Below are 26340 nucleotides of genomic sequence, written 5' to 3' on the forward strand. Positions count from 1 at the left end.
CAGCCAACTGGCCACTGAGCGGCCACGGTTCGTGAAATTCGGCCACGGGGCCTGAGATCCCACAGTTCGTGTAGGGTCTCGCGGCTCGTGTCGGACATCGGTCTCGCGACCAGTGGGTCTGGCCGCTGTCTCAAGTCGTGTCGGAGGCTCGGTGTCTCAGTTTCGTGTCGGAAAACGCCGTCGGCGCCGACCGGCGGCGACGGCGCGGACCGCTGAACTGCTGTCCTGTCACGTCGCGTTTGTCAGAGGGCGAGCCCTTGACCTGCTGGGGGTGCCAGATCTTTTGCAATTGCTGAGGGTCGGTGTTCTCAGGCGACCTGACTTTCGCGGAAGTCTCGTTCGCGATGGAGGCAGAAGCGGGCACTTAGGGCTGCAGAGTGTCTCGGGTGTTCTCGTACATCCATGTGGTTCCTGCGCGGCTGAAGAAGCAGTCGGCGAACTTCAGGGCGCTGTTCCATGCCCAGCTGGTGCAGCCGTGGCCGAGGCACTTTTCCGGGAAGTACGGGTTCATGGAGTCGGCGTAGAAAGGGTTCGGCGTGAACTTCCGCTCCATGAGCCCAACCACCAAGTTGTGCTGGTCAGTACTTCGTCGCTCGTCGCTGTGCTCGGGGCGCCACTGAGGTTTGTAGTGAACCAGCGCGTTGCGCAGCCTCATGAGTAGAGCTGCTTCGCTGAAGGGACGGGCGCCACGGTCGAATTGCTCCCGTCCGAGCAACTGCAGCACCTTCTGGTATCGCTCAAGCGTATTGGACTCCTTCGAGAGGTCCTCGCCAGCGGCCGTGATCCGCTGCCGTTCGTTCAGCTCCAGTCCAGTCCGGGCTTCGGCGCCTTCGACGTGTGAGAGGTCGTCTCGTGAGGCCGTGAGGATGAACTCGTTGATGCATGCTTCGATGAAGGCTCCGGACGCGAGCACGGAAGATGTCGCGTAGGAGCGGTGGTCCGACCTGGTACCGATGGGCGCGGTGTCTTCCTCAGCGGAGCTCGGTGCCAGGGCTTCCAGTTCGCCGCACTTGCGGGAGAGAGAGCTCGCGGCGCGAGCGTGGTCCAAGGAGAAGTAGTGCCAGGCCCAGATCGGTACGCCGTTGTCCACGAGGTCAAGCGTAGACGCGACACGTCCGGATGGCACCTTTCGGCAGATGCCGCAGCGAGAATCCGACACCGCGAATGCGAGCGAGTGAGAATCCGACAGCTTTAATTCGACAGGACAACTGCGGTGTCTCGCCACGATGTCGGATCCGACTTGCATCCGACATCGACCGTGAGATTCCGACACGAGAAATGAGATCCCACAGTTCGATTGTAGGGTCTCGCGGCTCATGCCATGGGACTGCTCGCTGACCTGGCGCTCTGCTAGTTGTCTCAGCTGTGGCATGGAAGTTGCGTCTCACGGGGGCGGCCATTTTGAGTGCAGACGGCAGCAGACTCCGGCGGTGACTTCGGACTCCATCTAGCCGACCCTGTGTCAGCCGACGCATGCGGAGGCTGGGTGTAGCCAACCCCGGTGACAACGTCCTTACGCCGATACGGCAGGGTGTCGAACATCGTTCGGCACCCTGCCCACGGATCCGGGCGCCCGGGCTAGTAGCACGCTCCGATAGCCGGCCACCGATACGACCCGTTAGCGAGAAGGCGTTATCCGAGGAACGGAGCGAGCGCCTTGGCTGTGGCGGAGCACTTAAGGTAGGAGGCGGCCTTGTGGAAGCTGAAAGCGCCGATGCCCGACGACACGTTCGAGTCGACGTCGTCGAAGTGGTGGGTGAGGGGCTGAGGAATGGCGACCAGATCTCCGGGGTCGGCGACATTGATCCAGTGGCCCACCGTGTGAGGCCGTACTCCCTTGCCGGACCCGGGTGTGTGCTGGAGGTGCGGGAAGACGATGTCCGGCATTGCCAGCGGCGACCCGATGGTGAGCAACACGTCGACCTTGTGGGCGTGCTGCCAGAGCGTGTCGTAGGCGACGACCGAGCCCAGCGAGTGGGCGATCAGAACCGTGGGTGACTCCTTGGCGATGGCGTCCGCCAGCCGCTGTTGCACCGCCTGGCGCGCGGGGGAGTGCAGGTAGGCGACGAGTTCGGGGAAGTAGGAGGCCACGAACCTGCGGACGAGTTTGCTGTCCAGCCCCTTGCGCTGGGCGACGACGTCCGCGACCCAGCGGACGGGCGTCAGGACCCGGCCCTGTGCCTTGTTCAGATCGAGACCGTGCAATTCACCCCATCGACGCGCGGCGTCAGCGGCCTCGGGTGACAAATGGTCGAGGTCGTCAGTGGCGCTCTGTGCGGCGGGACCGGTGGGACGCAGTAGGTCCGCGTAGTACACCAGACGCATGTCCACGGCATCCACGGGAACGGGCAGCTTCCGGTTGAGGGCCTGGTGCCAGACCGCGCCGAGGCGGGAGGCGGCCGCCTCTGGTGTGCGCGCCGGGTCGTACTGGTTGACGCCGTGGATGGCGAGAATGCGGGTCATCGGCTTCCTTCTGCTCTGTGTTCCGGCTGGGTCGGCCGGCTTGACGGGGCGAACACGGAGACCTCCCGCCCATAGCCGATGGCCAGCACGCCGTCGGCATGGGCGACGGTCTGGACGTAATCCGGGAGGTCAATGCGGTCGAGCGGGGTTCCGGTCGAGGGCTCCCAGATGCGGACGGTGCCGTCGGAGCTGCCCGAGACCAGGGCGTCCACGTGGCCGACCCGGGAAAAGGCGAGGGAGCGCACGGGGCCGGTATGCCCCAGCAGCGTGCGCAGTGCCGTGCCGTCGTCCAGGCGCCGCAGGGTGATCCGGCCGCTATCGTCGCCCGCCGCGGTGACCTGCTCACCGGCGACCGATCCGATCGCGACCGCCTTGACTGGTGTCCCGTAGCGGTGGCTGTGCAACAGGCGCCTGTTGTGCAGGAGCAGCGTCCGGCACGTGCCGTCGTACGCTCCGCTGAGGACCACCGGTCCGCGTGGGGTTGCGGCGACGGCCAGTGCAGACACTCCGGCGTCTCTGCCACGCCCGGGCGGGGCGAGCAGCCGTGGTTCCTCGCCGGTGCCCGGGTACCAGACGGCCAGCGCGCCGTCGTTCCTGCCTGCGACCACCTGGAACCCGAACGGGTCCCGTGCGAGGATCGCCAGCGCGGTGACTGCGCTGGTGCCGGAGCCCGTGCTTTCCCTCGGCTCCGGCGTGCTGTACTCCCACAGGTGCAGCCGGCCCTGCTCGCCGCCTGCGGCGATCCAGGTCAACCCGCTCTGCGTGAGGACGTCGGCGGCCTGGAGGGGCTGCATGTCCGGTTCCCTGAACTCCCGTACGTTCTCGCCGGTGTCCGCGTCGAGCACCCGGATGGTGGCGTCGCGGCAGGAGGTGACTGCGCACAGCCGGCCGTCGATGCGGTGGAGGCCGAGGGTGCGGACCCAGTTCGGGTGTTCGCCGGGAAGTCGGGCCGGCCGACGTTTGCGCAGGTCCCAGGTGCGCACGGTCCGGTCCTTCGACACGGTCACCGCCACCGGACGGGTACCGGGCAGGCCAGACAGGGCAGGCGCGACGCGGGTGACCCCACTGGTGTGGCCGGCGAGGACGTCCCTGAGTTCGCCCGTCTCCGCATCCCAGGAACGGACCGTGTCGTCCTCCGAAGCGGTCAGCAACACGCGGCGGCCGTCCACGGTGGTGGTCACGAGATCCGTGACGGAGCCGGCGTGTGCCCGTTCCTCGCGCAGCAGCCCGCCGGAGCCCAGGTCCCAGGTGCGCAGCATGCCGTCGCGGTGGCCCGCAACAGCCCGCCAGCCGTGCGCTGACGGGTGGATTTCGATGGAGTCGACCTCGTTGCGCACCCCTCGGGGTCGCCGGCCCTCGGTGACGGCCGGGTGGAGCAGGGAATGGACGAGTAGGCCGCTGTGTGCGTGGAAGGCCGTACAAGCTCCGCTCTCATGGCCGACGAGCGCCACGCACTGGCCGTTGATGTCCTGGGTGGCGAGGGCGGTGATCCGGTCCGCCGTGTCGCCGTTGCGGCGCAGCACGTTCCGGTACCGGAGCTCGCCGCCGGGCAGGGCGAAGGCGCTGACGTAGCTGCCCTCGGTGACGGCCAGCGCGAAGCGGCTGTTCCCTTCGCGGCAGGCGGCCACGAACCGCACCCGCTGTCCTGCGGCCCGCACCGGCCGGGGATGTTCTGATTCCGCACGCAGGTCGGCCACGTACGGGAAGGTTTCTGTGGCCATGGCGATCAGACCGGAGTCATCGAGGGCGAGTTGCCTGACGGGAGATCCCACGGACACCGAGCCCAGCAGATGGCCGGTTGACAGATCCCACCAAGTGATCCGGTCGCTGCCGGTCACCAGGATCGGCCGGCCGTTGAGAAGGCTGGAGGCGAGGCTGGTGACCGGCGAACCGTGCAGCAGCACGTGCCGGGTCCGGCCGGTGGTGAGATCCCAGATCCGAGCCGTACGGTCCTTGCTGCCCGTTGCCGCCACCAGACCACCGGTGACCTCGGTCACGGTCAGGGCGGTGATGGCCTCGGCGTGACCGGTCATGGTGGCGCCTGCCGATGGGGAGACGTTGGTGGCGCTCGACCACACGCAGTGCCACGGAAGCACGCGGCCGCCCGGCAGGCGTTCCATGCTCGCTGCCAGGTCCCGGTGGCCGAGGCGCAGTGCATCAAGGGCGAGGATCTGACGTCGCGCTCCCGGGCCCACCCGCTGATGCCAGCTGACGGAGGCGCAATACACATCGAGTAGCTGCTGGATGAAGCCCCCGTACACGTCCCGGAAGGGGGATAGCGCCGATGTGACGGACCTCGGGTCCGCGTTCACGAGGTACTCGCCGTCGGAGAAGAGTTCGCCGAGCAGGTCGCCACCCACTCGGGCCGCGTGCTCGGCGGCATGCCGCCGCAGGTAGGGATCGGCGAGGTCCCAGCGCCGGCCGGCGCCGTAGCGCGGGAGGCTGGACAGCAGCCGTCGGAAGACGGCCTCCTCGTCCCCGGTCATGACGCCGTCACCGGGCCTGCACCCGATCCTCCTTCGGACCCGTCGGCGAGCGACCCGGCCGACGGGCCGGGCCCGGAGCGCGGGTGCCGATGTAGATGGTCCACCAGCTCCTGGTGGAAGAGCCGGTACAGAGTCGTCCCGTACGTCGGGTCGACGTCGTGCCTGAGGTAGAACGCCACGTGGTCCAGAGCCGATCGGATGTCTGCCCGGGTAGGCCGTGCCTTACGGGGGTGGAATTCGGGCGCGACATCGGCGATCGCCTCGGCGGGCATTCCGCTGCCTGCACTGAAGGCCAGGGTCGCGAGGACCGGGCGTGCCCACGGATGGGTACGTTCCTCGCTCAGCTGTGTCTCCAACAGGGCGGCGAAGGTCAGGGGCAGTCCGCTGAGAGCGCGCTCGAGCTCGTTTTCGGTCATCGGGGCCGCAGCCTCGAGGTACCGGACGGACAGCTGGGCCTTGAGGAACTCTCCTCCTTCGGCGCGGCTTTCGATGCGTTCGGCCGCGCGCTGGGCGACCCTGCGCCGCTCCTCTCCGCGGGTGAGGTAGGTGTCCGTGTCACTGAGCATGTCGTCGATGTACGAGTCCAAGGCGTCCCTGAGCCCGACCCGGTCGACGGCGTCCAGATTGATTAGCGACTGGCGGGCGTCACCAGCAGCCTCCGCCAACTGGGGAAGCTTGTCCCAATAGGGGCGCACACCCACCATGAGCTGGCATGCCCGGCGTCGGCCGCCGCCCCGGTTCTCCCGGTTTGCCAGCGGCAGCAGCAGCTCCACGGTGATCTGGACGCTCTCGGTGGCTTCGTCCAGGGCGTCCATCACGATCAGAGGTTCCTCCGCCAGCCCGGCTACCGCGTCCACCAGTTTCTGAGCGGTCCAGCCTCCTGGCGGCAGCGGAAGGTCGAGCTGAGCGGCGACCGCCTCGACGACCTGACTCAGCGCCATGCCCCGCGCGTGCACCGCGGCCACTCGGGAGCGGGGATCGGGACGGAGCTTCTTCGGGATGCTCTGCATGACCGGCTTGAGTCCCTTGGCCAGCTGCGGGTGGGCACAGCAGACCACGACGCCCAGCAGCGCGGACTTGCCGACCCCAGGGCTCCCGGTGACGACGCACAGCGTCGCACCTTCCTCCGCGCCATTCTCAAGCCAGTCGCGGATCCGTTCCAACTCCGCTTCACGACCGGAGAAGTGGCAGGTCAACTGAGCCTGCTGCGTGGTCTCCCGCCCGGACGCGCGTGACATGTAGTGATTCACGTCGAGCGAGGGATGCACACTGCCGACGATGAACTCCTGCAGGTCCCAGTAGTTGTTCAGCCCCAGGACCTCTGCGGGGTCTTCTCGAAACCACGGGTTGGGCAGGAACTGGGTCACGAGCCCGTACAGGTCGCTGGAGACGACCTCCTGCACTGGATGGCCCGCGTCCGTGCACAGCTGCCTCACCCGTTTGTGCACCGCGTCCTTGAACCACGTGAGACGAAGGAAGCGCTCGCTCGGGTGGATCTCGTTGTGGCCCTGAGCCACACCTTTGAGGACGTCGCTGACCGCCTGGGAGAAGCGTCCTTCCCATGCCTGCTCGTTGGATGGACAGGCCGCGATGACGAACGCGCGGCGGTCCGGGAAGGTGATCTTCCTGGTCCAATCGATGCCTGCTCCGCTGTGGCAGACATCAAGTAGCAGCAAGATGCGCCCGGAGCACGTGTACGCATCCGTGAGGAAGTTGTGGATGCGGAACGTTGTCCGAGCGACGTGCCGGTGGTCCGAAGGCAGGGAGTCCGTGGCGACGATGCCCAGATCGTCTCCCTGGAGGATTAAGCCGTGGCTGAGGACATGGACGATCGCGTCGCCGCCCTCCTCGATGTCGCCCAGTACCTGATCCATGCGACGGGCGACCGCTGAGTAGTCCGGGTTGTGCAGGTGGTCCGGAGGGCCGGGCAGCACTCCAGACAAGCGCTCGGCAACGAGCCCACCGAGGTGCTCGGCAAACTTGAGCTCGCGCCAGGTCGATCGTTCCGGCGGGTCTTCCGGGTTGTCTTCCTCACCGTCGTTGTCCGAGAGCGCAAGCTGAAACTTGGACATCGAAAGCACCACGGCAAGGTCGTTGGCCTTCCCCGGTAAGTCGCGCCCAGCCACTCATCACACCCTTGCTGCATCGCCTGTGATCGCCACAGAGCAGGTTAGAAGACTGAGCGGCTGCCGGGACGGGATTTCGCAAACCTCCCCATCGATCAGGCCGGCTTGTTTGTAGGTTGGAATCATTTCTGCCTGGGGCGACGGGGATAGGTCCCGGCGGGACGTAGTGGGACGCTGCTCTTGCAGGAATGCGAGTCGGACGGTAGCGAGGCTAGTTCCATCGCCACCGGCGATGTCCTGGAACGAGAGATAGTCCTGTTCGTACCGGGTGCGCCACTGTTCGAGGCGGGTGACAGTGCCAGCGGAGGTGCTGGTACTGCTGGCGTTGCGCTCCGGCGGATGGCGCGAGGTCCGGGTGGGCGAGGTGAGGCGGCGGGCCCGTCAGGGTGTGGAAAAGCCAGTGCTGGGCGTACGTCCCGACAATCGAACCGCTCGCGCTGCAAGAGCCGGTCTGGTTCTTCGACAGCCGGGCCAGGCGACACCCCAACGAGTGACGCTGCTGACGTGCGTGTCTCAGCGAGGTGGCCAACTGGCAAGACAGTGGCCATCCGGTCTGAGATTTGGCCACGAGAGCTGAGACCCTACATCGATGTCAACGGACAGTTCGCCGGGGGCAGACAGGAAAGATCGCGGAAACACTGGCCAACGGGCGCGAGGGCATGTCAACGTAGACGACCTTGCAAGAAACCCCAGGTCAGAGAGGTGATTGCCCGTGACCGTAGCCCCTGCGGGCCCCGGTTTCTCCACCACCGTCGAAGCCCTGCGACCGCGGGAGTGGCAGCTCGGCCCCGGTCAGCCGACCCTGGTCATGGACCAGTTCTCCGCCGAGGACTTCCACCTGATCGTCGATGATCGCGCGGACGTGCACGTCAGCTCCAAGGACGGCCGGTTCTACCTCGGCTGGTTTCCGCTCGGCCGCCCCGGCACGGATAGCGAGGGATGGAAGATCGCTGTCACCGGAACCACCAAAGTCCGCGGCTACCAACTGTCGTTCGATACCGAGACGCCGGCCGACATCGTCGCCGCCACCGTAGCGAGTGTGCTGGAGACCTCACGCCGCCTCTGACAGCGCGGACACCGACACGTAGTGACCGCCCTGTGAGCGCTGGCCGTACCGAAGGCCGGCCCGTTCCACTGCCCCCCCGTTTCCCCGAACCCCAGGAGGCTGTCTGTGACGTCCCCGGAGATGACCGTCGGCGATCTCATCGACCTGTTGTCCGGCTGCGACCGGAGTGCTCCGGTCCGCCAGGCCATGAACCCCTTCGCCCCGATGGCGCACCGCTTGGCGCAGGTCCTGCAGTCGGTCGACGAGACCGGCCAGACCGTCGTCTACCTCGCCGAAGGACCGGACCCGGACGCACAGCTCGGCCACCTTCCGCCGGAGGTCGCCATCGCCCTGACGTGGCAGGGCCCCGTCCAGGCGCCCCCGCGCCGCCCTCGCCGCCGCGCCGGCGGCAACTAGACCCGCACCGAGCCCTTGGAGGCGCCCCTGTACCCCGACTTCCCGCCCGACTCGTCCGCCCCGCGTGGCGGACAGCCCGCGTTTTGGGTCGGCCCCCGGCACCTGGCCGGTGACGATGGGCGCCTCTACGACGTCGTCGCCGACGCTCTTGCCGGCCTGGGTTGGACGAGCCTGACGATCGTCCGCGGACGGCACGAGCCGGACGAGGCGCCGGAGGACCGCCAGGTCCTGCGCAGCACCGTCCTGCACATCAGCCCCGATGCCTTGCGCTGGGCCCAGTGGGGCTTGGCGGACGAGCCGTTCCACCTGGGTGAGCTGCCGATCGCCTGGCAGATTTCCGCCCGAGCCGAGGCGAGCAGCCCGCTCGCCCAGTGGTCGGCCTACTTCACCCGTGACGTCCCCGGCGAGGCGGTGGTCGACTTCCTCATCGCGCTCGACGCTAGCGACCAGCCTGCCGTGCCGCTCGCCGGATCCGAGCTGGTCCTTGACGCTGTCGCCGCCCACGGATGGTTCCGCGACATCGACCAACCCGAGGCGGCGGCGACGGACCCGACGTTCACTTCGCACATCAGCCTCGGCGAGGTCCCGCCCCTCATCCAGGACGCCGACCCGCGGGCCCTGTCCGCCGAGGACGACGAGACGGGACCGGCCGGATGGCAGGCGTGGGCCGAGCCCGCGCTCGGCGCACCGTGTCTGTGGGCGGCATCGTTCGCCGCCAGCGTCCCGCACGATCTCGTCGCCGCCTTCGCCGCCTCCCTCAGCTCGACCGCACCGGTCCTGCGGCGGGTACTGCCCGAGGCCACCCAGGAGCGCCTCCTGCGCGCGCCGGCCATCTAACGTCCCGCGCACAACTCTCGACGATCGCAGTCCGGCACCCTCCCAGTTGGGGGGGGCCGGACTTTCTCGCTTCTCGGGTGAAGTGGCCCGGTCTTCGATGCCCAGGAAGAATTGCCGCCCGTTGATGGAACGATGTAGGAGGCGGCGATGCACCCCAGCCCCGGCGCCTTTATGGTCATCGCTCTCATCGTCGCCGCAGTGGCAGGCATTTCAGCAGCACTGGAGCTCCGGGCAGGGGCAACTCCTCCAGGTGACGCGGGTCTACCAGCACGTCCGCCGTGGCTCCAAAGCTGTCGTGACCTGGTGCGACACCGGGCGGCAGCAGGACGCCTGGTTCTGGAACTGGCACGTTCCCGCAGGCAGGTACCTGCTCGTGAACACCTGCAGCGGCTACGGGCCGCACAGTCAAAACCCGAACGTGCTCTGCTTCCAGCCCGGCCAGGTCCGAGCCTGGGTACCAGGCCAAGCCGCTCGCGCCGCTCAACGCGTCAGCCAGTAACGCACTGCTGCGCCCGACCTGCGGTGGTCGGAGGCAGCAGCGTGACGTGCACGCAGGTCAGCTCGTTGCCGTGGCCTTGTCGAGGGCCTTGTCGAGGTGGCGGTCGACGAGGGCCGGGGAGCCGGAGATGACCAGCAGCAGGTTGCCGTCGCGGATCGCGGTCTGCTTGACCAGGGTGCTCCGTCCCCCGGCGATGAACGTCAGGAGCTGGCTCCACTGCTCGTCACCGCTGGCGTGGGGTGCGGGCAGCTTCTGCGAGGTCACGTCGACCGGGGTGCCGCCCGCGACGACCTGATAGGTCGGGCAGCTGGTCATGGCGTCGAAGATCCGGTGGATGCCGTCGGAGAGCTTCTTCACGCTGTCGCTGTACAGCTCCTCGGAGACCTCCGAGGAGCTGCCGCCGTAGGTGAAGTCCGCCTTCGCCTTGTGCGGGAAGGCGAGCGTGCCGCCAGTCGCCGCGTCGCCGCCCAGCTCGCTCAGGGCGGGGCAGCCGATGACGGTGACGTCGTCGTGCTGGTCCGGACGCTCCGGCTTGGGAAGGTAGCCGCTGCCGAGGTCGCGCGGGTCGAGCAGGCGGGACTCGAGCGCGGCCGAGGAGAGCGCGGCCGGCTTCTGGACGGCGTCGGCTGGCTTTCCGGTGCGGGAGGAGGGGGTCTGGTGCTTGGATCCGGTGGTGTCGGTGGAGCAGGCGGGCACGGCGAGGAGGGCGGCGGTGATGCCGAGTACGGTGGTGGCGACGCGAACGCGCATGACGGAACTGACCCCTTAGTGCTAGGCGACGGGTGGTCAGTGCGGGCCCGCGGGCCCGGTGGGGTCGTAGGAGTGGTGGTCAGTGCCCGAGGTGGCGCAGGCAGTCCTCGAACGTGGCGTGCGTCGCGTCCGCCGGCCCGGAGTGCCGGTTGTACCAGGCGGTGTCGATGCGGGTCTCCTGCTGCTGGTGTCCGGCCCTGCAGCGCAGCCAGATCTCACCGCGGGTGGAAAGGATGAGCCAGTCCCGGTATGCGCCGCACTCGGTGCAGGCGGCCATCTCGCCGTCGAGGACGAGGGGCTGCTTCCACGGCATCATCTTGCCTTCGACCTGGTCGTGGCTCGGCACCCGCAGTTCCGGCGGGAGGAAGTCGTCCACGATGGCGGCCGGCTCGGCGGACTCCGGCTCAGGCGCCGGCACTCCGAAGCCGGGCGGGACTTGGCCCTGCAGGTGCACGTACAGCTCGGCGAACTGTCTCTGAGCTTCGCTCTGCTCCTTGGCCCTGCGGCGTATCCGGTGAAACACCTTGGCGTCCTCCTCTACCTCAGCACCTCGTCCTGCGCGTTTCATGATCGTGCCCCACGCCCCCGGCGGTTTCAATTCACAAAGTCCACAGTCACCTCCGGCCAGGTCAGCAGAGGTTCGGCGTCTCGGCTGCCCAGATGACGAGTTGGCCACGATGCGTGTCTCCATGCGCCGGGGTGGCCATGCCAGGGTGTGCCCGATCACACGCCATCGTCTCCCTCGACCGCTCAACTTCGCGACGCCTACTGGCTCGACTCGCCCCACCTGAGCCACGCCCGTCCGTCCTGCGGGTGCACGGATGCCGACAGCCCCCACATCGGACCTGGTCGCCACCGAGGTTCGATGTGGCGCACGACCATGCTTTGGATTGCGGGCGAAGCGGTGGCGCTGCCCCTTTTCTCGGTGATGCACTGAGTCCGAGTGCAGACACCCGGCCGGCTCACAGGGTCTTACGTGATGTGTCCTCTCCGCTGCGCTGCCTGCCGGGCGCGGAGGGCCTGGTGGTCGTCCCGCGCGTTGCGGACTGGTGCCCTGCGGTGCTGGTCTCGGACAGGTGGGAGGCGTCGGCGGGCAGATCGGCGGTCCGCCGCATCCGCCACACGAGCACGTCGCTGACGGAGTCCGCGGTGCCGAGTTCGCGGCGGCCGGCAACGTCGGACAGAAGGACAGCCGTGTCATGGCCGGCGGCTTCGGCTTCCGCGATGGTCGCCGCCAGGGCGTACCAGCCGGGTTCGGCGAGGATCTGCTCGGCCAGCTCCGGCAGCGCCTCGCGCAGCAGCATGGTCTGCCGCTGGAGCATCGGTCGGCTCAGGCGTCGGCCGCGCTGGTAGAGCACGCCTAGGGGCTGGGCGGCGGCGGCCTGGTAGGCGGTGCGCAGGTGCGCGGCGGCCCGGGTAGCGGCCTCGGCCTGCTGGGCGTGCCCCTTCCTGGCGTGCCAGTGCGCGGCGGCGGTGATGAGGAAGAACAGCATGTCGATGGCCATGGCCGTGGTGGCTCCGTCCTCGCCGCGGCCGAGGGCCGGGCCGCCTTGGACGAGGTCGCGGGCGGCCTGCCGCAGGGCTCGATCGTGCCCGCGCACGGCGCGGACGTGAGAGCGCGAGGCCCGTTCGAAAGCCGTTGCAGCGTCGTGCAGTTCGCGGCGAGTGTGGGCGGCGGAGGTCTTCGCGAGGGCATCCAGGACCTCGCCAGCCGCTGCGATGTGGGCGGCGGCGACCGCGTCCTCGCCGTGCTCGACGACGAGCACGGCCTGCCGCACGGCCGAGGCCGTCCCGCGGCGTGCGGCGGCCGGACTGCCCGGCCCCGTACGGATCGCACCCTCCCGCCGGGCAGCCGGAATGTCCTGCGCGTCACCGGCCCAGCGCTCGCGGATGCGGGGCAGCGACAGGTCGGGGGCCAGGCGTGCGCCGGGGTAGAACACCGGCTCGCCGTCCTTGTTCAGGTCATCGGGCAGGGCGACCTTGTATCCGAGGAGGTCGCCAGAGGGAGCGGCGCGCTTGCGGATCAGGAGGCCGGCGGCGGCGAGCCGGTCGAAGAACTCCTCGTCGCTCCTCGCGCCGGCCACCGCCCGTCGTACGGTTTCGCGCAGTTCCTCGCGGGCGGTGCGCTCGCGACCCTGCCGCTCGGCTTTGTGGCGTTCGGCGCTGGTGGGCCGTTGGGCTGCGGTGCCGTCGCCGGGTGCGACCTGGTGGAGGCCGAGTTCCTTCTCGATGAGCCGGGCTTCTGCCTGTGCGCGGGCGCCGGAGCGGAAGTCGTCGGGGCGGTGGCCGTCCTCGGTGACGAGGGTGGCGACGATGTGGATGTGGTCATCGGCGTGGCGTACGGCTGCCCAGCGGCAGCCGGGCTGTCCGTCGCCGGGGTCGATGCCGGTAGCGGCGACGATGCGGCGGGCGATGTCGGCCCACTCCTCGTCGGACAGGATCCGGTCGCCGGGGTCGGCGCGTACGGAGGTGTGCCACACGTGCTTGGCCGGGCGGGCGTGCTTGGCGAGGGCCATCACGGGCTGGTCCAGGAGCTGCTGGAGGTCTGTGAGGGTGGCGCTCGGGTCGCGGCCGGGGTCGGGGGACATGCCGTCGAAGGAGGCGACGAGATGGGGGTCGGTGTGATCCTCGTACTTGCCGGTCTCGTAGAGGTAGTAGAGGAGACCTCTGGTGTCCGACCCGGACGGGTTGACGCTGGGGATCATGAGCCGTGGTGCTCGATCAGCCGTGTGGCGGCTTCGTGGGCGGTGTTGGCGGCACGCCGTACGGCGGCGACGGCCGCTTCGAGCTGAGGAACGTCTGCACCGGAGTTGAGCGCTTTGACTGCCTGGTTGAGATTGCTGCCGGCCCAGCCGAGCCGACGTCGGCTGTCGAACAGGGCTGTGATGACTTCGCGTTCGTCGGCGATCTCGGCAGTGGTGCGGTTGAGGTCGCGGGCGGCGGCGAGCGCGGAGCGGGCGAGGAACCCGGCGACGGACAGATTGCACTGGGCGGCGGCGGACTTGATCACGGCGAACTCATCATCACTGAAACGTGTGTTGGGCTGGTGGAGGCGCTTCTTCTCGGGCGACTGGCGCGGACGCTGGCGGGCGCGAGGAGCGCGCTGTCGGCGTACACGCGGTTCGGTCTGCTTCTCCTCCTGCCCTGGCTTCGATCCGCCCCCGGTCGAAGCCTCAAGGACCTGCGCCCCCCGGTGCAGGTCCTCTCCCGCCCCCGAGGGGGCGGGTTCGGCGGAAGCTACGCTTCCGCCCCAACTTGCTCGCCGCGAGACCGAGTTGGAGTCGGGATCCTGTTCCGGGGTGGTGCCGTTCTTGCGTGCGTTCGTCATCGGGATTCGGGCCTCGTAGAGCGGGTGTGCTGCTGGATGGTTGCGGCCAGCGCGAGGACACCGGCTGGGCTGGCAAGGACGCGGACCGGCCCGTCGGGGCGGTACTGGACGAGCCACTGCCCGGTCGGCGTGAGGACGACGGCGTGTAGGAGTTGCCGGCGGACCAGGACGTCCGCCCAGGCATCGGCCTCGGCGACGGTGGGCTCGGAAGAACGAGGGGGACGCGGAATCACGGCGTACCTCCTAAGCGGGGCGGTGGCCCGGCACGGAGCCGGGCCACGTTTGCGGGCACGGGCTTTGAACTGGGGCTTTGCCGGTTCAGCCGCACTCGGGGCAGCGCCCGATGTGGCTGTTGAGCGCGCGAGCCATCCGCTGTTTCGCCGAGGCAGCTTGCTTCGCGCTGGACTTCGCCGCCGGCCTGCCCGCGTGCCGCTCGGAGTGAGCGAGCATGAACCCGATCTCTCGCTCGTACTCCGCGCGGACGGTGTCGAACTGGTGGCAGGTCTTCATCGGGCGGTGCTCCTCGTCGTCGTGATGTCCTCGTTCCGCAGCTCCTGGAGGACGAGGCCGAGTCGGTCGTTCCCGATACCCGTCAGGCCCTGGCGGCGGATGATTTCGCGCAGCTGCACCCGGGTGATCGCTCCGTTGCCGTCCCGTTCGAGCAGGGCGGGAACATGTGGGCGTACCTCGTGGACAAGCTGGCGCTCGGACTCGCCCAGCTCGCGTGCCGGGCGCTCCGTCTGCGGCGAGCGGGACCGGGCACGGTTGTCCTTGTTCTTCGTCCGGGACTTCCGGGGCGGCTTCCGACGGAGTGGGACCTTGTGTCCTCGGTCCTGGGTGGTCTCGGTCCCGGACTCGGTGGTGGTCGGTCCTCGGTCCTCGGTGCTCTCGGTCCCCGACTTCGCGAGGTTCGGTCCCCGATGAGAATCTGGGTCCTGAGCTGCTACTTCTCGCGTGTTGCGGTCGGTCCTCGTGGCCGCTGTGTCCCGCGCTGCGGCTTCTGGATCGGCGGGTTCGGTCCCCGGGACCGCGCCGTCTTCCGGGGGCTTGGTTCCCGCGGTCGTTCCCGTTTCGTCGCCCTCGGCCCCCGCGCCGACCTTGGCTTCCGGGTCCGCCTCCTCGGGGACCGGTCCCCGAGGAGTCCTCGGTCCTCGGTCCGGGACCGGCTCGTCGGAACCGTCGGGACCGGGGACGGGGACCGGCACATTCGATGTCGGCTGTGCGGGGACCGCGGCCGCCGATGCGCTGCTGTGCGCAGGGGACCAGGGAGAAGGGAGCGGGACCGTGGCGAGCGCGAGCGCGTGTCGCCGGGCGGCGAGCTGGTCGAGCAGCTGTGCCCGTTGGAGGGGGTCGGTGCCGACCGAGGCCCTGCCGACCGCCTTCGACAGGCGTCGCGTCAGCCGACGGCCTCGACGGTTCCGCTGCTGCTCGGGTGTGCGCTCGGCGAGGCGGGCGGCGAGGGTGACCGCACGGGCGGTGGCTCGGTCCCGGGTGATCTGCGCAGCGTCGCGGTCTCGCGCGGCGATGCCCAGGCGGGACAGCAGCCGCTCGCGTGCCTCCCGGCCCAGGACGGCGATCAGTCCCCTTGAGGCGGCGCCGGGTGTGCGCAGGCGCAGTTCGATGCCCATGGCCAGGTGCCACAGCATCGCCGCCATGACTGGTCCGACGAAGGCGCGGACCGTGCCGCCGATGGGGCCGCTCTCTGCGTAGGCGGGGATCACCTGCACCGTGGTGATCACCCAGACCAGCGTGCCCGGCAGGCCGGGGGCGCCCTGGACGGCGAGGTTCTGCCGTGCCATCAGCGCGGTGGCAAACAGGGCGAGTTCGGCGGCGGCGAACATGCCGGCGCGCTCGGCGGCGCCGGCCATGTCGAGGTAGTCGGCGGCGAACCGCCACGAGGTATCGGCGCTGTAGGCGGTGCAGCCGAGGGCGGCGACGGAGGCGACCTTGACCGCTGGGCCGCCGAGACGCTTCTGCGAGCGAGATATCCGGCGCCGGATGGTCCAGGCGGTCAGCACGAGCGCGAGGGTGGCGGGCACGACGGCGGCGAGGAGGAGAGGAAGGTCCGAAGTAGCACCGAAGGCGAGGACGGGGTGGGTCATGCTGCCTTTCCGAGAGGGGCGTGCGTCGGGGGCGACGCTGCCGGGTGGCCTGCCGGCTCCTGCGTGCCGGGAGCTGCGGGCGCGGAGGTGCCCTTGGTCTTGGAGGTCTTCTTCCGCTTCTTCTTGGGGCGGGGCACGCCGTAGTTACGGTCGCGGTCGAGGACCTTGTTGGCGGCTTGCCGGAGCAGGTCGCGGGCGTGCTTGTGGCTGATCTGCAGGGCGGCGGCGAGCCGGTCGGGCTGCCAGCCCCGGACGTAGGCGTGGTCGAGGACGACCTGCCGCTCGGCCTCGGTCAGATGCACGTCGCGTCCCTGGAAGAAGGCGGTCACGCGCCGGTAGTCCAGGCGCTGGTGCAGTCCGTCGTGCAGCGGGCGCCGCTCGGCTTCGGTGAGGCCGCCCCAGACGCCCTCCTTGAGGACGTTCTCCAGGGCGAAGTCCAGGCACTCGCGGCGTACGGGGCACCAACCGCACAGCTCCTTGGCCTCCGCGATCTCCTCGTGGTCCCGGGGCCCGGGGAAGAACACGGCGTCGGCGTCCTCGACGTCCATGCCGTGGCACGCTCCGCGGACGTGCCAGCTGGTGTCTCCGATGCCGCGCAGGCCGGTGGCCGGCGCGTCGTGGGTAGTGATGTGGCGCAAGGCGAGTCTCCGATGTGCTGCCGCGCCGGCCGGGCGGTGCTCGGCGGGTGCGGCGTCGGGTGCCAGCTGCGGCGCAGGGGCGTGCGAGCAGCCGATGCGGGACGGTGATGTTGCGGCGGTGCAGCGGACGGAATGCACGCGCCGGAGGCGCCGGGTCAGGCGAAGGCGGGCTGTTGGGCCTGTTCGGTGCGCTGTGCCTGCTCGGCGGTGGCGAGGTCGAGACGGCCGGGGTGCGGAGTGGCGCGCGGGGCGGTTCCGCGGGCTCCGCCATCGGGGCCGATCCTCCGGCGGCGGCACGGCTCGCCGGGCTGGGCCAGGCACCACTCGCACCGCACGCTCAGGGCATCGGGCAGCCCCTGCGCGACAGCGGCCTCACGGACTGCGCGGGCGGGCCGGTAGGGCGCGAGGGCTGCTCGGGCGGCGGGCGGTATGCAGGAGCCGATCTCCCGCAGCCGCGCCTCCAGCTTCGGGTCGACTCCGTCGCGACCGCTGGTGATCGCCCGGGCCTGCGCGGGCTGCGCGGTACCTGCGGCGACGGCGCGGCGGGTGCCGACCAGCTCGGCGGTCCAGGCGGCCTGGTCGTCCGGGTCGACGGACGGTGTCGGGTCGGAGTGCCTCGCCAGGCGGTCGCGTCGGTAGCTCTCCCAGGGACGGGCCAGGTCCGCGGGCAGGATCTGGTACGGCGAGGTGCGGATGTGCTGGCGGGCGGCTACGCGGACGTCCCAGCCATGCGGGGTGGACATCGGCACATCGCCGAGCAGCTCGTGCCACTGGGCGAGCTGGTCGCGGGCCTCGCCTTGGTCGGTGCGGATGGTGCGGGGGTCGAGTCGGCCGATGTAGGCCAGCAGGGCTGCGATTTCGCGGCGGTCCACGGTCAGCCCTCCGTTCCGGTCGGCTCGTCGAGGGCGGCAAGCAGGGCGGCGGTGTGGGCCTCCGTCCGCGTCATGCCCCCCGATACGGCGGTGTTCTTGCCGGGCACGGCGTAGAGGTTCGGTCGGCTGGGAGCGTGCTCCCGGGCGACCCAGGAGCGCCAGTCGGCAGCCCAGGCTTCCGCCGCCCTCGGAGCATGGCCCGCCCGGTGTGCACGCCACTTCGCGTCGGCGGCCCGCAGGCCCTGCTCGCCGAGGCGATCGAGGTGTCCCTGCTGGCGAGCCCAGGTGTGGGTGGCGGAGTCGACCTGCCACTCGGCAGCCGGGAGGACGGCAGCACCACTACTGCTGTACCTCCGGTTCAAATCAGGTTCACTACGGTTCTGTGTGCCGGTAGCCGGTACATCGCTGTGCCGGTGGCCGGTACGTCGCTGTGCCGGTTTCCGCCTCGACCTGCCGGTTTCCGGTACTGCCGGATTCCGGACCCTCGCGGGGGATTCCGGCACCTCACGCGGCCGGATTCCGTACCGCCGCAGAGCCGAGAGCCGAAGCTTCGCGGGGCCCGCGGGCTCGTCTGCTGCTGTGTCGCTGTCTTCCTGCTCCTGCTGCTCGCGCTGGGCCTGGGCGACCACTTCGGCGGCGAGAGGCATGCGGTAGACCGTGCTGCGCTGCGGGCCTACGAGGTCATGGAGCTGTTCCAGCTCGCCGGACAGGAGCAGGCGCTCGACGGCTTCGCGAACCGTGGAGACCGAGGCGCGTGTGCGCTTGGCCAGGCTGGACAGCGAGGCCCAGGAGATGCACTGCTCGTCGGCCACCCGGTCGGCGATCGACAGCAGGACCAGGCGCGCGGCCCCTCGGCTGGAGCTGTGCTCCCACACCCACTCGCGGGCTTCGCTGCTCATCGGCCGCTCCAGACGAGCGGGCGGGTCCGGCTGCTCGCCGGGGCCAGGGTCGTGCGGTCCGGCTCGGGGCGCTGAGGCGCCGAGGCGGTGGTGGCTGCCGCGCAGGCCAGGCGGAAGGGCCTTTTGCGCAGGGCAGGAGGCATGCGATACTCCCCTTTGCAGTGTTGCCACGCTGACGCGCCCCTCGGAAGGACTCAGCGTGGTGATGGTGGGCAATCTCCGCCCTTGCCGGGGCGGGTATGCCGCTTAGCGTTCGGCGTCCGTGAGTTACCGCTCTCGGGCGCCGTCGCTGTTTGCGGACCTTCGCGGTCCGGTCCGTGCTCGCGGTCTCCTCACGTTCGTCGCCGCAGGCGGGCTGCCCGGGGACGACGAACATACGCATGGACCGGTGTCAAGATCCAGACTTGGTTCTTAAACTCTGTACTGGTTGCAGAGAGTCGCCGAACGGTCGTGTGCCGCAGTCGTCCTCACAGAGCCTGGCGGGGTCCGCCCTCGCGTCGAAGTGCACCGTTGCCGCGGTTGCCCCGTACGCCGAGAGCGTGCCATCGTGTCCGAATTGGAGCGGGAGTCTGGTATTCCCCGCAGCGGAAATGCGATGTGGATGAGGTGTTTCCACGGTCGCCTCCGCGCTTTCCGATCGAAGATCAAATACGGCCTGCCAGACGTGTAATGTCGCTGGGCGAATGTGGCTTGCGCCACGTCGCCCGGCGTACTCCTGTTGGCGGAAACGGACAGGTCGACCTGAAGCAGGCGGTACGCGCCACACGGAAACGTGCTGGTGGGGAAGAACTTTCCATACGTGTGATCGGCGCGTCAAACTGGTGTTTATGGCGGGGTAGGGTGGCTGAAGTTGCGAGGAAGCCCGCCCTGGAAAGGATCATGAAAGAGTGGCCGAAGGTCAGGTGAGCCCCAAAGGGCTCATGGATCGCCTAAACCGCCTGTTCGACACTGTGCACCCGCCCCATCGCGGCCCTTACAGCAACGCTGAAGTGGCCGAACTGATGGAGAAGCGAGGGCTGGGCAAGCTGTCGGGCCAGTACCTGTGGCTCTTGCGGACCGGGCAGCGGGATAACCCGACGAAGCGTCATCTCGAGGCGCTCGCAGGGTTCTTCGGCGTGGATCCCGCCTATTGGTTCGACGATGCTGTCGCCGAAAAGACCGTGCAGGAACTTGAGTTGCTCGCGCTGCTTCGCGACGCGAAGATCAAGAACGTTCTTCTTCGCCTATCCGACGTCTCCGCAGACGGAAAGGATGCCGTTCTGGGGATCGTTGAGAGCGTACGAAAATCCGAGGGGTTGCCGCCCTCAACTGGCGCGTAAACGGCCGCAGTTCAGTAAATGATCAAGGAAAGCAATGTGGTCTGCACGTAGGCTGCGCCGGCCTGACCTCTTGGCCGAGCTGAAGCTCCCGCACGTCACCAATATCCGCGACCTCAGTGACGAGGTCTCTCGCCGCACGGGACGGACGGTGGTCCTAGAGCCCCGGGAGCAAGCGCCCTCGGTGTGCGGGGCATGTGCAGTTACAGAGAGTGCCGTCCACGTTTTCTACGACCCGTGGACCAGCGTCCTGCATCAAGACCACATCATCGCCCACGAGTTCAGCCACCTACTGCTCGGCCACCACGAGAACCGACCGGTCTCCGCCCTGGCTCCGGCCTTCATCACCAGCGTGGACCCGGCCACCGTGCAGATGATGTTGGGGCGCACCAAGTACGACGAGGACGAGGAGCGAGACACCGAACTCCTAGCATCGCTGCTCCAGCGCCGGATCATCGACCGGTGGTTGCGCAGCGACGAGCCCTCCGGGGACGAAGTGCAGGATCGGGTGACGCACACGCTGCTGCGCCGACGGGAGGCCCGGCCGTGAAGGACCTGCTCCACCCGATCAGCCTCGTCGTAGCGACGCTCGGCTTCCTCTGCCTCCTGCGGGACGTGCCCACTCGGCGCCGCGACCCCGCCTCCGCCGCGCTGGCCGCTGTCTTCCTGCTGTCAGGGCTCTCGTTCCTGTTCTCCATCACGCCGATGTGGAACTACCTCGACCGCGCGCTCGGCACCGTCAACATCTCCGTGCCCCTCGCGCAGGACTGCGTGGTCGCGCTCCTGGCCTGCCAACAGGTGGTCCTCACCTACTGGGGGTCCCCGCCCGAGGTGGCCCGCCGGCGCAGTCGCCGCTGGCTCTGGGCCGGCTTCGCGGTGATCGCTGGGCTGCTGGTGCTGTTCGCCCTGCTGACGCCCAACGCGCCGCACCCGATCGACTTCACGCTCTACTACGCGCACGACGACTGGTACGCCGCGTACCTCACCCTGTACGTCACGGCCTACACCATCGGCGAAGTCTTCCTCGCCCGCGCCTGCTGGCGCCTGGCCCGCCGCAGCACTCGCGGGTCCGTCCGCGTCGGCCTGCGCATCGTCGCCCTCGGCGCGACCGTCACCCTCGGATACAGCGCCGTCCGCATCGGCAACGTGATCGCCGGCGCCTTCGACACCTCCCTCGCGGAATGGGAGGGCTTTGCCTGGACCTGCGGCGATGTCGGCGCCATGCTCACGCTGATCGGCTGGCTCGTGCCCACCATCAGCGACCAGGCCCAGAGCGTCCGGTACCGGATCAAGCAGTACCGCAGCTACTACGGCCTGCGCCCCCTATGGCTGGCCTTCTACAGCGAGGCACCCGAGATCGAGCTGCCGATCGACAGGGTCGACCCGGCCCAGCGGCGCCGCTTCCGTCGCATCTCGATCCGGCTCTACCGCCGAGCCGTCGAGATCCGGGACGGCCGGTTCGTGATCCGCCAGTACCTCGACGCCGCCGTCCGCGAGGCCAGCGAAGCCCGTCACCGGGCCCGAGGGCTTCACGGAAAGGATCTGTCCGCGGCCGTCACGGCGGACCAGATCCTCGCCGGAATCGCCGCCAGAGCCGCCGGCGCCCGCCCGGAGCCCGACCAGCTCACCGAGTTCGCCGACTTCGAACGCCAGACCACCAGGCCCATGGACGACATCGACGCTCTCCTCGACGTCGCGCGCCACCTGCCCCGCCAGCCCGCACGAGCCCCCCACCTTGAGCGAGTCTCCGCATGACGAACGACCTCACCCACCAGCCCGCCCACGTCCAGCTCCGGGCCCTGGACCGCGGCGAGATCTCCAGCCGCGAACTGCTCGACCTGCACCTCGCCCAGATAGACGCCAGCCAGATCAACGCCGTCGTCACGCGCGACGACAGCGCGGCCCGAGCCGCCGCGCACGCAGCCGACGAACGCCGCGCCCGCAGTGAGAGCACCGGCGTCCTCAACGGCCTTCCCCTCACGATCAAGGACAGCTTCGAGACGGCCGGCCTGCGCACCACCAGCGGCGCCGAAGACCTCGCCGACCACGTCCCCACACGCGACGCCGACGCGGTCGCCCGGCTCCGCCACCAAGGTGCCGTCATCATGGGCAAGACCAACACTCCGGCGTACTGCCAGGACCTGCACACCGACAACTCCCTGTTCGGCCCCACGCTCAACCCGCACGACCCCAAGCACACCACCGGCGGCTCCTCCGGAGGCCCCGCTGCAGCAGTCGCCGCCCACCTGACCCCCGCCGACCTCGGCAGCGACCTCGCCGGCTCCCTGCGGCTCCCCGCCCACTACTGCGGCGTCTACGGCCTGCGCCCCACCCACGGACTCATCCCAGCCCGCGGCCACATCCCCCGACCGCCGGGATGGATCACCAGTAGTGACATGGTCACCCCCGGCCCCCTGGCCCGCCACCCCCGCGACCTCGACCTGCTCCTCGCCGCACTGACGACACCGTCACCCGACGAGAACACCCCCTGGCGCGTCACGTTGCCCACGGCGCAGCGCCCGATCGGCCAGCTCCGCGTGGCGGTGTGGGCCGACGACGCGGGCTGCCCCGTCGACCGCAACATCGCCGATGCTGTCGCCGCCCTCGAAGGGACACTCGCCTTCGCCGGCGCCAGTGTCCACCGCACCGCGGGGCCGGTCGGCTTCGCCGAATCCCTCCGCCTCTTCGAGCAACTCCTCCACGCCACCGCGACGGCCGCCACCGACGATGCCGCCGGCGCGGCCGAACTCGCCGCCGCCCGTGACCTGCACACGGACGACGCGAGCCCACGGGCCGCCATCCTCCGTTACCGCACGCAGACACACCGCGCCTGGCTTCGCGCCAACGAGGAGCGCCTCCGGCTCCAGCAGACGTGGCACCGGTTCTTCGCCGGCGGCCAGTCCGACGTCCTCATTACGCCCGCTGCTCCCACCGCGGCCATCCCAGCCGGGAGCCGTTCTCTCACGGTCGACGGCGTCGAACGGAGCTTCTTCGACCAGACCGGCTGGGCCAACCTCACCAGCCACGTCGGTCTGCCCAGCCTGGTCATGCCTATTGCGCAGGGCGCCGACGGCCTCCCGATCGGTGTGCAGCTCGTAGGACCGGCCTATTCGGACCGGACCCTGCTCGTGATGGCCGAGCATCTGGCACCCCTGCTCGGAGGGACGGCCGAGGGCGTCATCGCACCGCGGAGCGGATGACCTCTACGTCACTGTAGTAGGTGCCTTCCTCGCATCCGGGCCCGTGCGCGGCCTTGGCGTCACCCTGGGCATCGGCGTGCTGGCCTGTATGTTCAGTGCCCTGGTCATCACCCGGGCGGTCGCCGGCTTGGCCGCCTCCTGACCCTGGCTTCGCCGCCGCCCGCGCCTGACGGGCATCGCCAACACCGGCACCGTCTCACTCACACGAACCCTCACCAAGCATGAACATCCTGCTCATGTCAGGCATGCGGTCTGTATACGGTTCCGTGGACTGGGCCCGTACTGGCGCGCTGTGCGGTTCCGTTGTTGGCCAAGAGTGATCCGCCGTGGTCCGCTGCCGGCTGAAGCCGCGATGGGCGACATCGTCGGTCGTCCCCGGTAGCTTGGACGGTGACGAGGCATCGACCAGCCGCTTGGTATCTGGTGGCTGTACCAGCGCTGACCGGACAGAACGACGATGGCTGCCGAGGCTAACCGGCCGACGGAGAACCTCGCTCGCGTCGCAACCGGCGCACCACGACCCACAAGTCCACCACCGCGGTCAAAGCGAGCGCCGCGCACGCGGCGGCGAGAGCGACCAGTAGGACGCGATCCGGGCTGTCGCCTGGACCGGACCGAGCTGCCCACACGCCGAAGAATGAGGCAGCCGCGAGGAAGAGCGGCAGGAAGACGGCGGACAGCAGTAGGCGCAATCCGAGCGGACTTTGGGCCGTCCGCGGTTCAGTACCTGTCCGGGGCCACCGACGGCCGACCATCCCGGACCGCGCTCGCGGTACCGGCCTGCCCGTCCCGCCGGAACGGCCGTTGGAACGATCGTCGCTCATGCCCTTTTCCCTCAGAAGTTGGGGACCGCCTTGCTGTGCCCGCCAGGGTGTGCGGGTCCTTCCTGGCAGCCAGGTCACCGATGCTGATGACGATGCCAAGCCGGCAGCGGCCGGGGAGCCTGCGGACGGCTTACCGTCGCATCAGCTCGCCCGGTCGTCGTCGGGAGTCAGCGGTATTACAACGGTGCCTGGACCCAGCTGACCGTCGTGCCCGGGGCCCACCCTCCGCGACAGCCCGGATCACGGGGTCACGGTGAGTGAGTACACCAAACAGGTTGCAGCCGTTAACCAGGCCATTGCGACGTCGCCTGATGTCGGGTTCGTTCCTCAGTTTGGCCGCGCACGCCGCCCGTAGTCCGACTCGACGGACGTGCCGGACGACATCACCTTCGTATCCATCCGGTCATGGGCACCGTCCAAGTATCGGGTCGGGGTGCGATGTCCGTGTCGCCCGCGTAGCCCGCTCAGCGGGCTATAAACCGACCATTGGATGGCGCTGTGGCCACCTGGGGGCGTGGCTCCCTCTTCGCCCTGGCCGCCTTACTGCGGCTGGGCTGACCGGCGGAGGCACACGCCTACTTCTGGTGGATGATGCACGCCTCCCGGCTCACCCACCCCGAGCTGAACGTGCTCAACCGGTTGGACGGCGGTCACCGCACCCCGGAGAGGATCCTGCGCCGAAAGGGCCGCCACGGCTGGTGCGGACGGTTGTCTTCAGGACGTTGGTGCCGGGCAGGGAGCGGCGCTCGGTCCGGTGGCACGGACAGGGCGAGCCTGAACCGGACGCCGTGGTCGGCGTCCAGCACAGCCCCGAACACCGCCGGCGAGTCCAGGTCGGGCAGGCCCAGCCAGTCCACCGACCCGCCCCGGGCGCGACCAAGACGGCAGTGCGGTCGTCACCGATCACCGCGTAGTCCCGCAATGGAGCGTAGCTACGCAGGCGCAGACCCCGGCCGACGGGCCCGGATCGGTGGCTCTGGTCGGAGAACCGCTGGTGGTTCCCGTGAGACCACCTTCCATTCGCCACGGCGTGCCGCCCGCGAGCTGGTCTTCGTGGCCGTCCGTACGCCACAGGGCGCGTCAGCGAGCACGCGTGAGGCGGGTAAGCCCTTACAGCGCCCACCCGCCTCGTCCCCGCTTGCGCCCGCGTGCGGTCTGGTCAGCGCGGCTGTCGCTTGCCGTGGTAGCGCTGGGCGAGCCGGGCGAGGGCGACCGCGCCGAGCAGGAGGCCGAAGTCGCGGAGCGCGATGTCGTAGTGGTCGGGGATGGTCAGGAGGTTGACGATGATTCCGGCGAGCCATCCGGCGACCAGCCAGCCCCCGAAGCGTGGGGCGAGGGCGACGACAAGACCCGCGATGATCTCGATGCCGCCCACGGCGTACATGGCTGCCTGGGCACTGCCCGGGACGATGTCGTTGATCCACGGCGCGAGGTAGGTGGGCCAGTCCACGAGCAGGTTGGCGAACTTGTCCAGCCCGAACAGGATCGGCGCCACGGCGAACCCGGTACGCAGGATGACGAACGCCTGGTAGCTGGGGTCGGCGAGCGCGGCCCGCCGGGGGGTGGCAGACGTGGTGGTTGTGGTTGGGGACGACATGACGCCCTTCCTTCTATCGACAACTCTCACTAACGATAGAAGCGCGCAAACCTTCTTTAGTCAATGGCTATGGGTTTTACACTGGTGTTCGTGGACCACCCGAAGGAAGCACCCCATCCCGATGTCTCCGCCATCGCCGCCCTCGACGAGCCGACCCGCCGGAGGCTGTACGACCACGTCGTGCGCCAGCCGGGGCCGGTCAGCCGCGACGAAGCGGCCGCCGCTCTGGGACTGGCGCGCCAGACGGCGGCCTTCCACCTGGACCGCCTGGCCGACGAATCCCTGCTCGACGTCGTCTACGAACGGCGCAGCGGCCGCACCGGCCCGGGAGCCGGCAGGCCAGCCAAGCTCTACAAGCGCTCCGCCAAGCAGGTCACCGTCAGCCTGCCCGAGCGTCACTACGAACTGGCCGGACGGCTCCTCGCGCAGGCCCTGGAGGAATCCGAGGCCACCGGCGAACCGGTGCGGACCGTCCTGCACCGAAAGGCCCACGAGCTGGGCACACAGCTCGCTGGACAAGAGCCAGCGGGCGTCTTCGACCTACTGGAAGGCAACGGGTTCGAACCCCGCTACGACGGTGACGCCATCGTCCTGGGCAACTGCCCCTTCCATGCGCTGGCACGCGATTACACCCAGACCGTGTGCGGCATGAACCTCCACATGCTCCGCGGCGTGCTGGAAGGACTCGATGAAAGCGACCTCAAGGCTTGCTTGGAGCCAAGCCCCGGGCACTGCTGCGTCCGCCTCCGGCCGACTTCCTCGCCGTAGCGCGATTCAGGTCGCGGTCGATGTCGTCCAGGAAGAAGAAGTGCTCTCCAGACGTGGGCTCCTCGGCGAACTTCCCGTACGCCTCAGCCTTCATCTGGGGGCACCGCCCGGGACCGGCGGCACCGGGGCTGTCATGGCTCGATACGGCCCGGGCCGCAGGTCAGTTCGCGGCG

Annotated in this window: 25 protein-coding genes; 8 read left to right on the forward strand and 17 right to left on the reverse strand. The window is 69.3% G+C overall.

Features of this window, described 5'->3' with window-relative positions; genetic code table 11:
* Positions 1-364 precede the first annotated feature (364 nt).
* The 4 genes from ACFY9S_RS32320 to ACFY9S_RS32335 all read right to left on the reverse strand — a co-directional run bounded on the left by ACFY9S_RS32320 (position 365) and on the right by ACFY9S_RS32335 (position 7021).
* The gene (locus ACFY9S_RS32320) at positions 365-1090 is read right to left on the reverse strand and encodes a hypothetical protein (RefSeq protein WP_391135468.1); all 726 of its coding nucleotides are present in this window, start codon (positions 1088-1090) and stop codon (positions 365-367) included.
* Positions 1091-1632: 542 nt separating this feature from the next.
* Complete coding sequence (locus tag ACFY9S_RS32325; protein WP_391135470.1) at positions 1633-2463, reverse strand: hypothetical protein; 831 nt, start codon at positions 2461-2463, stop codon at positions 1633-1635.
* Positions 2460-4949 carry a WD40 repeat domain-containing protein gene (locus ACFY9S_RS32330; RefSeq protein ID WP_391135473.1) on the reverse strand — a complete coding sequence of 830 codons (2490 nt, stop codon included), beginning with the start codon at positions 4947-4949 and terminating at the stop codon, positions 2460-2462. The genes ACFY9S_RS32325 and ACFY9S_RS32330 overlap by 4 nt, the downstream gene beginning before the upstream one ends.
* Complete coding sequence (locus tag ACFY9S_RS32335; protein ID WP_391135476.1) at positions 4946-7021, reverse strand: AAA family ATPase; 2076 nt, start codon at positions 7019-7021, stop codon at positions 4946-4948. The genes ACFY9S_RS32330 and ACFY9S_RS32335 overlap by 4 nt, the downstream gene beginning before the upstream one ends.
* Positions 7022-7787: 766 nt before the next feature.
* Between ACFY9S_RS32335 and ACFY9S_RS32340 the strand changes: the two genes are divergently transcribed.
* The 3 genes from ACFY9S_RS32340 to ACFY9S_RS32350 all read left to right on the forward strand — a co-directional run bounded on the left by ACFY9S_RS32340 (position 7788) and on the right by ACFY9S_RS32350 (position 9374).
* The gene (locus ACFY9S_RS32340; RefSeq protein WP_356927522.1) at positions 7788-8141 is read left to right on the forward strand and encodes a DUF317 domain-containing protein; all 354 of its coding nucleotides are present in this window, start codon (positions 7788-7790) and stop codon (positions 8139-8141) included.
* 105 nt (positions 8142-8246) lie between these two features.
* Positions 8247-8537, forward strand: a complete 291-nt coding sequence (locus tag ACFY9S_RS32345) for a hypothetical protein (protein WP_185015125.1) — start codon at positions 8247-8249, stop codon at positions 8535-8537.
* A 15-nt stretch (positions 8538-8552) separates the two neighbouring features.
* Positions 8553-9374, forward strand: coding sequence for a DUF317 domain-containing protein (locus ACFY9S_RS32350; RefSeq protein WP_391135481.1), 822 nt, complete (start codon positions 8553-8555; stop codon positions 9372-9374).
* A gap of 556 nt (positions 9375-9930) precedes the next feature.
* On the opposite strand, the gene ACFY9S_RS32355 is transcribed toward ACFY9S_RS32350, so the two are convergent.
* The 11 genes from ACFY9S_RS32355 to ACFY9S_RS32405 form a co-directional block, all read right to left on the reverse strand.
* The gene (locus ACFY9S_RS32355) at positions 9931-10623 is read right to left on the reverse strand and encodes a hypothetical protein (protein WP_391135484.1); all 693 of its coding nucleotides are present in this window, start codon (positions 10621-10623) and stop codon (positions 9931-9933) included.
* A gap of 79 nt (positions 10624-10702) precedes the next feature.
* Positions 10703-11146: a hypothetical protein gene (locus tag ACFY9S_RS32360; protein ID WP_391135487.1), complete on the reverse strand. Its 444-nt coding sequence runs from the start codon at positions 11144-11146 to the stop codon at positions 10703-10705.
* 439 nt (positions 11147-11585) lie between these two features.
* A complete protein-coding gene (locus tag ACFY9S_RS32365) occupies positions 11586-13328 on the reverse strand; it encodes a relaxase/mobilization nuclease domain-containing protein (RefSeq protein ID WP_391135490.1) in 1743 nt (580 codons plus the stop codon).
* Positions 13325-13951, reverse strand: coding sequence for a plasmid mobilization protein (locus tag ACFY9S_RS32370; protein ID WP_391135493.1), 627 nt, complete (start codon positions 13949-13951; stop codon positions 13325-13327). The genes ACFY9S_RS32365 and ACFY9S_RS32370 overlap by 4 nt, the downstream gene beginning before the upstream one ends.
* On the reverse strand, positions 13948-14184 hold the full coding sequence (locus ACFY9S_RS32375) for a hypothetical protein (RefSeq protein ID WP_391135496.1): 237 nt from the start codon (positions 14182-14184) through the stop codon (positions 13948-13950). Before ACFY9S_RS32375 ends, ACFY9S_RS32370 begins: the two co-directional genes overlap by 4 nt.
* Before the next feature lie 85 nt (positions 14185-14269).
* The gene (locus ACFY9S_RS32380; RefSeq protein WP_365225244.1) at positions 14270-14461 is read right to left on the reverse strand and encodes a hypothetical protein; all 192 of its coding nucleotides are present in this window, start codon (positions 14459-14461) and stop codon (positions 14270-14272) included.
* On the reverse strand, positions 14458-16053 hold the full coding sequence (locus tag ACFY9S_RS32385) for a hypothetical protein (RefSeq protein ID WP_391135499.1): 1596 nt from the start codon (positions 16051-16053) through the stop codon (positions 14458-14460). Before ACFY9S_RS32385 ends, ACFY9S_RS32380 begins: the two co-directional genes overlap by 4 nt.
* On the reverse strand, positions 16050-16691 hold the full coding sequence (locus tag ACFY9S_RS32390) for a WhiB family transcriptional regulator (protein ID WP_391135501.1): 642 nt from the start codon (positions 16689-16691) through the stop codon (positions 16050-16052). The genes ACFY9S_RS32385 and ACFY9S_RS32390 overlap by 4 nt, the downstream gene beginning before the upstream one ends.
* Positions 16692-16846: 155 nt before the next feature.
* Positions 16847-17563 (reverse strand): hypothetical protein, encoded by a 717-nt coding sequence (locus ACFY9S_RS32395; RefSeq protein ID WP_391135503.1) that lies wholly within the window; start codon positions 17561-17563, stop codon positions 16847-16849.
* A 2-nt stretch (positions 17564-17565) separates the two neighbouring features.
* The gene (locus ACFY9S_RS32400) at positions 17566-18462 is read right to left on the reverse strand and encodes a helix-turn-helix domain-containing protein (protein ID WP_391135505.1); all 897 of its coding nucleotides are present in this window, start codon (positions 18460-18462) and stop codon (positions 17566-17568) included.
* The gene (locus ACFY9S_RS32405; protein ID WP_210964443.1) at positions 18459-18605 is read right to left on the reverse strand and encodes a hypothetical protein; all 147 of its coding nucleotides are present in this window, start codon (positions 18603-18605) and stop codon (positions 18459-18461) included. Before ACFY9S_RS32405 ends, ACFY9S_RS32400 begins: the two co-directional genes overlap by 4 nt.
* Positions 18606-19349: 744 nt before the next feature.
* Here ACFY9S_RS32405 and ACFY9S_RS32410 point away from each other — a divergent pair.
* From ACFY9S_RS32410 to ACFY9S_RS32425, 4 genes are all read left to right on the forward strand, one after another.
* Positions 19350-19781, forward strand: a complete 432-nt coding sequence (locus ACFY9S_RS32410; protein ID WP_391135507.1) for an XRE family transcriptional regulator — start codon at positions 19350-19352, stop codon at positions 19779-19781.
* Positions 19782-19851: 70 nt separating this feature from the next.
* Complete coding sequence (locus ACFY9S_RS32415) at positions 19852-20328, forward strand: hypothetical protein (protein WP_266405286.1); 477 nt, start codon at positions 19852-19854, stop codon at positions 20326-20328.
* Positions 20325-21533, forward strand: a complete 1209-nt coding sequence (locus ACFY9S_RS32420; RefSeq protein WP_391135508.1) for an MAB_1171c family putative transporter — start codon at positions 20325-20327, stop codon at positions 21531-21533. The genes ACFY9S_RS32415 and ACFY9S_RS32420 overlap by 4 nt, the downstream gene beginning before the upstream one ends.
* The gene (locus ACFY9S_RS32425) at positions 21530-22978 is read left to right on the forward strand and encodes an amidase family protein (RefSeq protein WP_391135510.1); all 1449 of its coding nucleotides are present in this window, start codon (positions 21530-21532) and stop codon (positions 22976-22978) included. The genes ACFY9S_RS32420 and ACFY9S_RS32425 overlap by 4 nt, the downstream gene beginning before the upstream one ends.
* Positions 22979-23448: 470 nt before the next feature.
* On the opposite strand, the gene ACFY9S_RS32430 is transcribed toward ACFY9S_RS32425, so the two are convergent.
* Together ACFY9S_RS32430 and ACFY9S_RS32435 are read right to left on the reverse strand one after the other, a co-directional pair.
* Positions 23449-23802, reverse strand: a complete 354-nt coding sequence (locus ACFY9S_RS32430) for a DUF6343 family protein (protein ID WP_391135513.1) — start codon at positions 23800-23802, stop codon at positions 23449-23451.
* A gap of 1159 nt (positions 23803-24961) precedes the next feature.
* Positions 24962-25399 (reverse strand): hypothetical protein, encoded by a 438-nt coding sequence (locus ACFY9S_RS32435; RefSeq protein ID WP_391135516.1) that lies wholly within the window; start codon positions 25397-25399, stop codon positions 24962-24964.
* 84 nt (positions 25400-25483) lie between these two features.
* Between ACFY9S_RS32435 and ACFY9S_RS32440 the strand changes: the two genes are divergently transcribed.
* On the forward strand, positions 25484-26167 hold the full coding sequence (locus ACFY9S_RS32440) for a helix-turn-helix domain-containing protein (protein WP_391135766.1): 684 nt from the start codon (positions 25484-25486) through the stop codon (positions 26165-26167).
* The last annotated feature ends 173 nt before the right edge of the window (positions 26168-26340 follow it).

The organism is Streptomyces sp. NPDC012474 (genome assembly GCF_042955185.1).
GTDB lineage: Bacteria > Actinomycetota > Actinomycetes > Streptomycetales > Streptomycetaceae > Streptomyces > Streptomyces cahuitamycinicus.

Excerpts from the sequence above, each read along its gene's own strand:
- ACFY9S_RS32380 (WP_365225244.1), bottom strand. The coding sequence starts at position 14,461 with ATGAAGACCTGCCACCAGTTCGACACCGTCCGCGCGGAGTACGAGCGA.
- ACFY9S_RS32365 (WP_391135490.1), bottom strand. The coding sequence starts at position 13,328 with ATGATCCCCAGCGTCAACCCGTCCGGGTCGGACACCAGAGGTCTCCTC.
- ACFY9S_RS32370 (WP_391135493.1), bottom strand. The coding sequence starts at position 13,951 with ATGACGAACGCACGCAAGAACGGCACCACCCCGGAACAGGATCCCGAC.
- ACFY9S_RS32325 (WP_391135470.1), bottom strand. The coding sequence starts at position 2,463 with ATGACCCGCATTCTCGCCATCCACGGCGTCAACCAGTACGACCCGGCG.
- ACFY9S_RS32330 (WP_391135473.1), bottom strand. The coding sequence starts at position 4,949 with ATGACCGGGGACGAGGAGGCCGTCTTCCGACGGCTGCTGTCCAGCCTC.
- ACFY9S_RS32425 (WP_391135510.1), top strand. The coding sequence starts at position 21,530 with ATGACGAACGACCTCACCCACCAGCCCGCCCACGTCCAGCTCCGGGCC.
- ACFY9S_RS32435 (WP_391135516.1), bottom strand. The coding sequence starts at position 25,399 with ATGTCGTCCCCAACCACAACCACCACGTCTGCCACCCCCCGGCGGGCC.
- ACFY9S_RS32430 (WP_391135513.1), bottom strand. The coding sequence starts at position 23,802 with ATGAGCGACGATCGTTCCAACGGCCGTTCCGGCGGGACGGGCAGGCCG.
- ACFY9S_RS32385 (WP_391135499.1), bottom strand. The coding sequence starts at position 16,053 with ATGACCCACCCCGTCCTCGCCTTCGGTGCTACTTCGGACCTTCCTCTC.
- ACFY9S_RS32400 (WP_391135505.1), bottom strand. The coding sequence starts at position 18,462 with ATGAGCAGCGAAGCCCGCGAGTGGGTGTGGGAGCACAGCTCCAGCCGA.
- ACFY9S_RS32355 (WP_391135484.1), bottom strand. The coding sequence starts at position 10,623 with ATGCGCGTTCGCGTCGCCACCACCGTACTCGGCATCACCGCCGCCCTC.
- ACFY9S_RS32335 (WP_391135476.1), bottom strand. The coding sequence starts at position 7,021 with ATGTCCAAGTTTCAGCTTGCGCTCTCGGACAACGACGGTGAGGAAGAC.
- ACFY9S_RS32405 (WP_210964443.1), bottom strand. The coding sequence starts at position 18,605 with ATGCCTCCTGCCCTGCGCAAAAGGCCCTTCCGCCTGGCCTGCGCGGCA.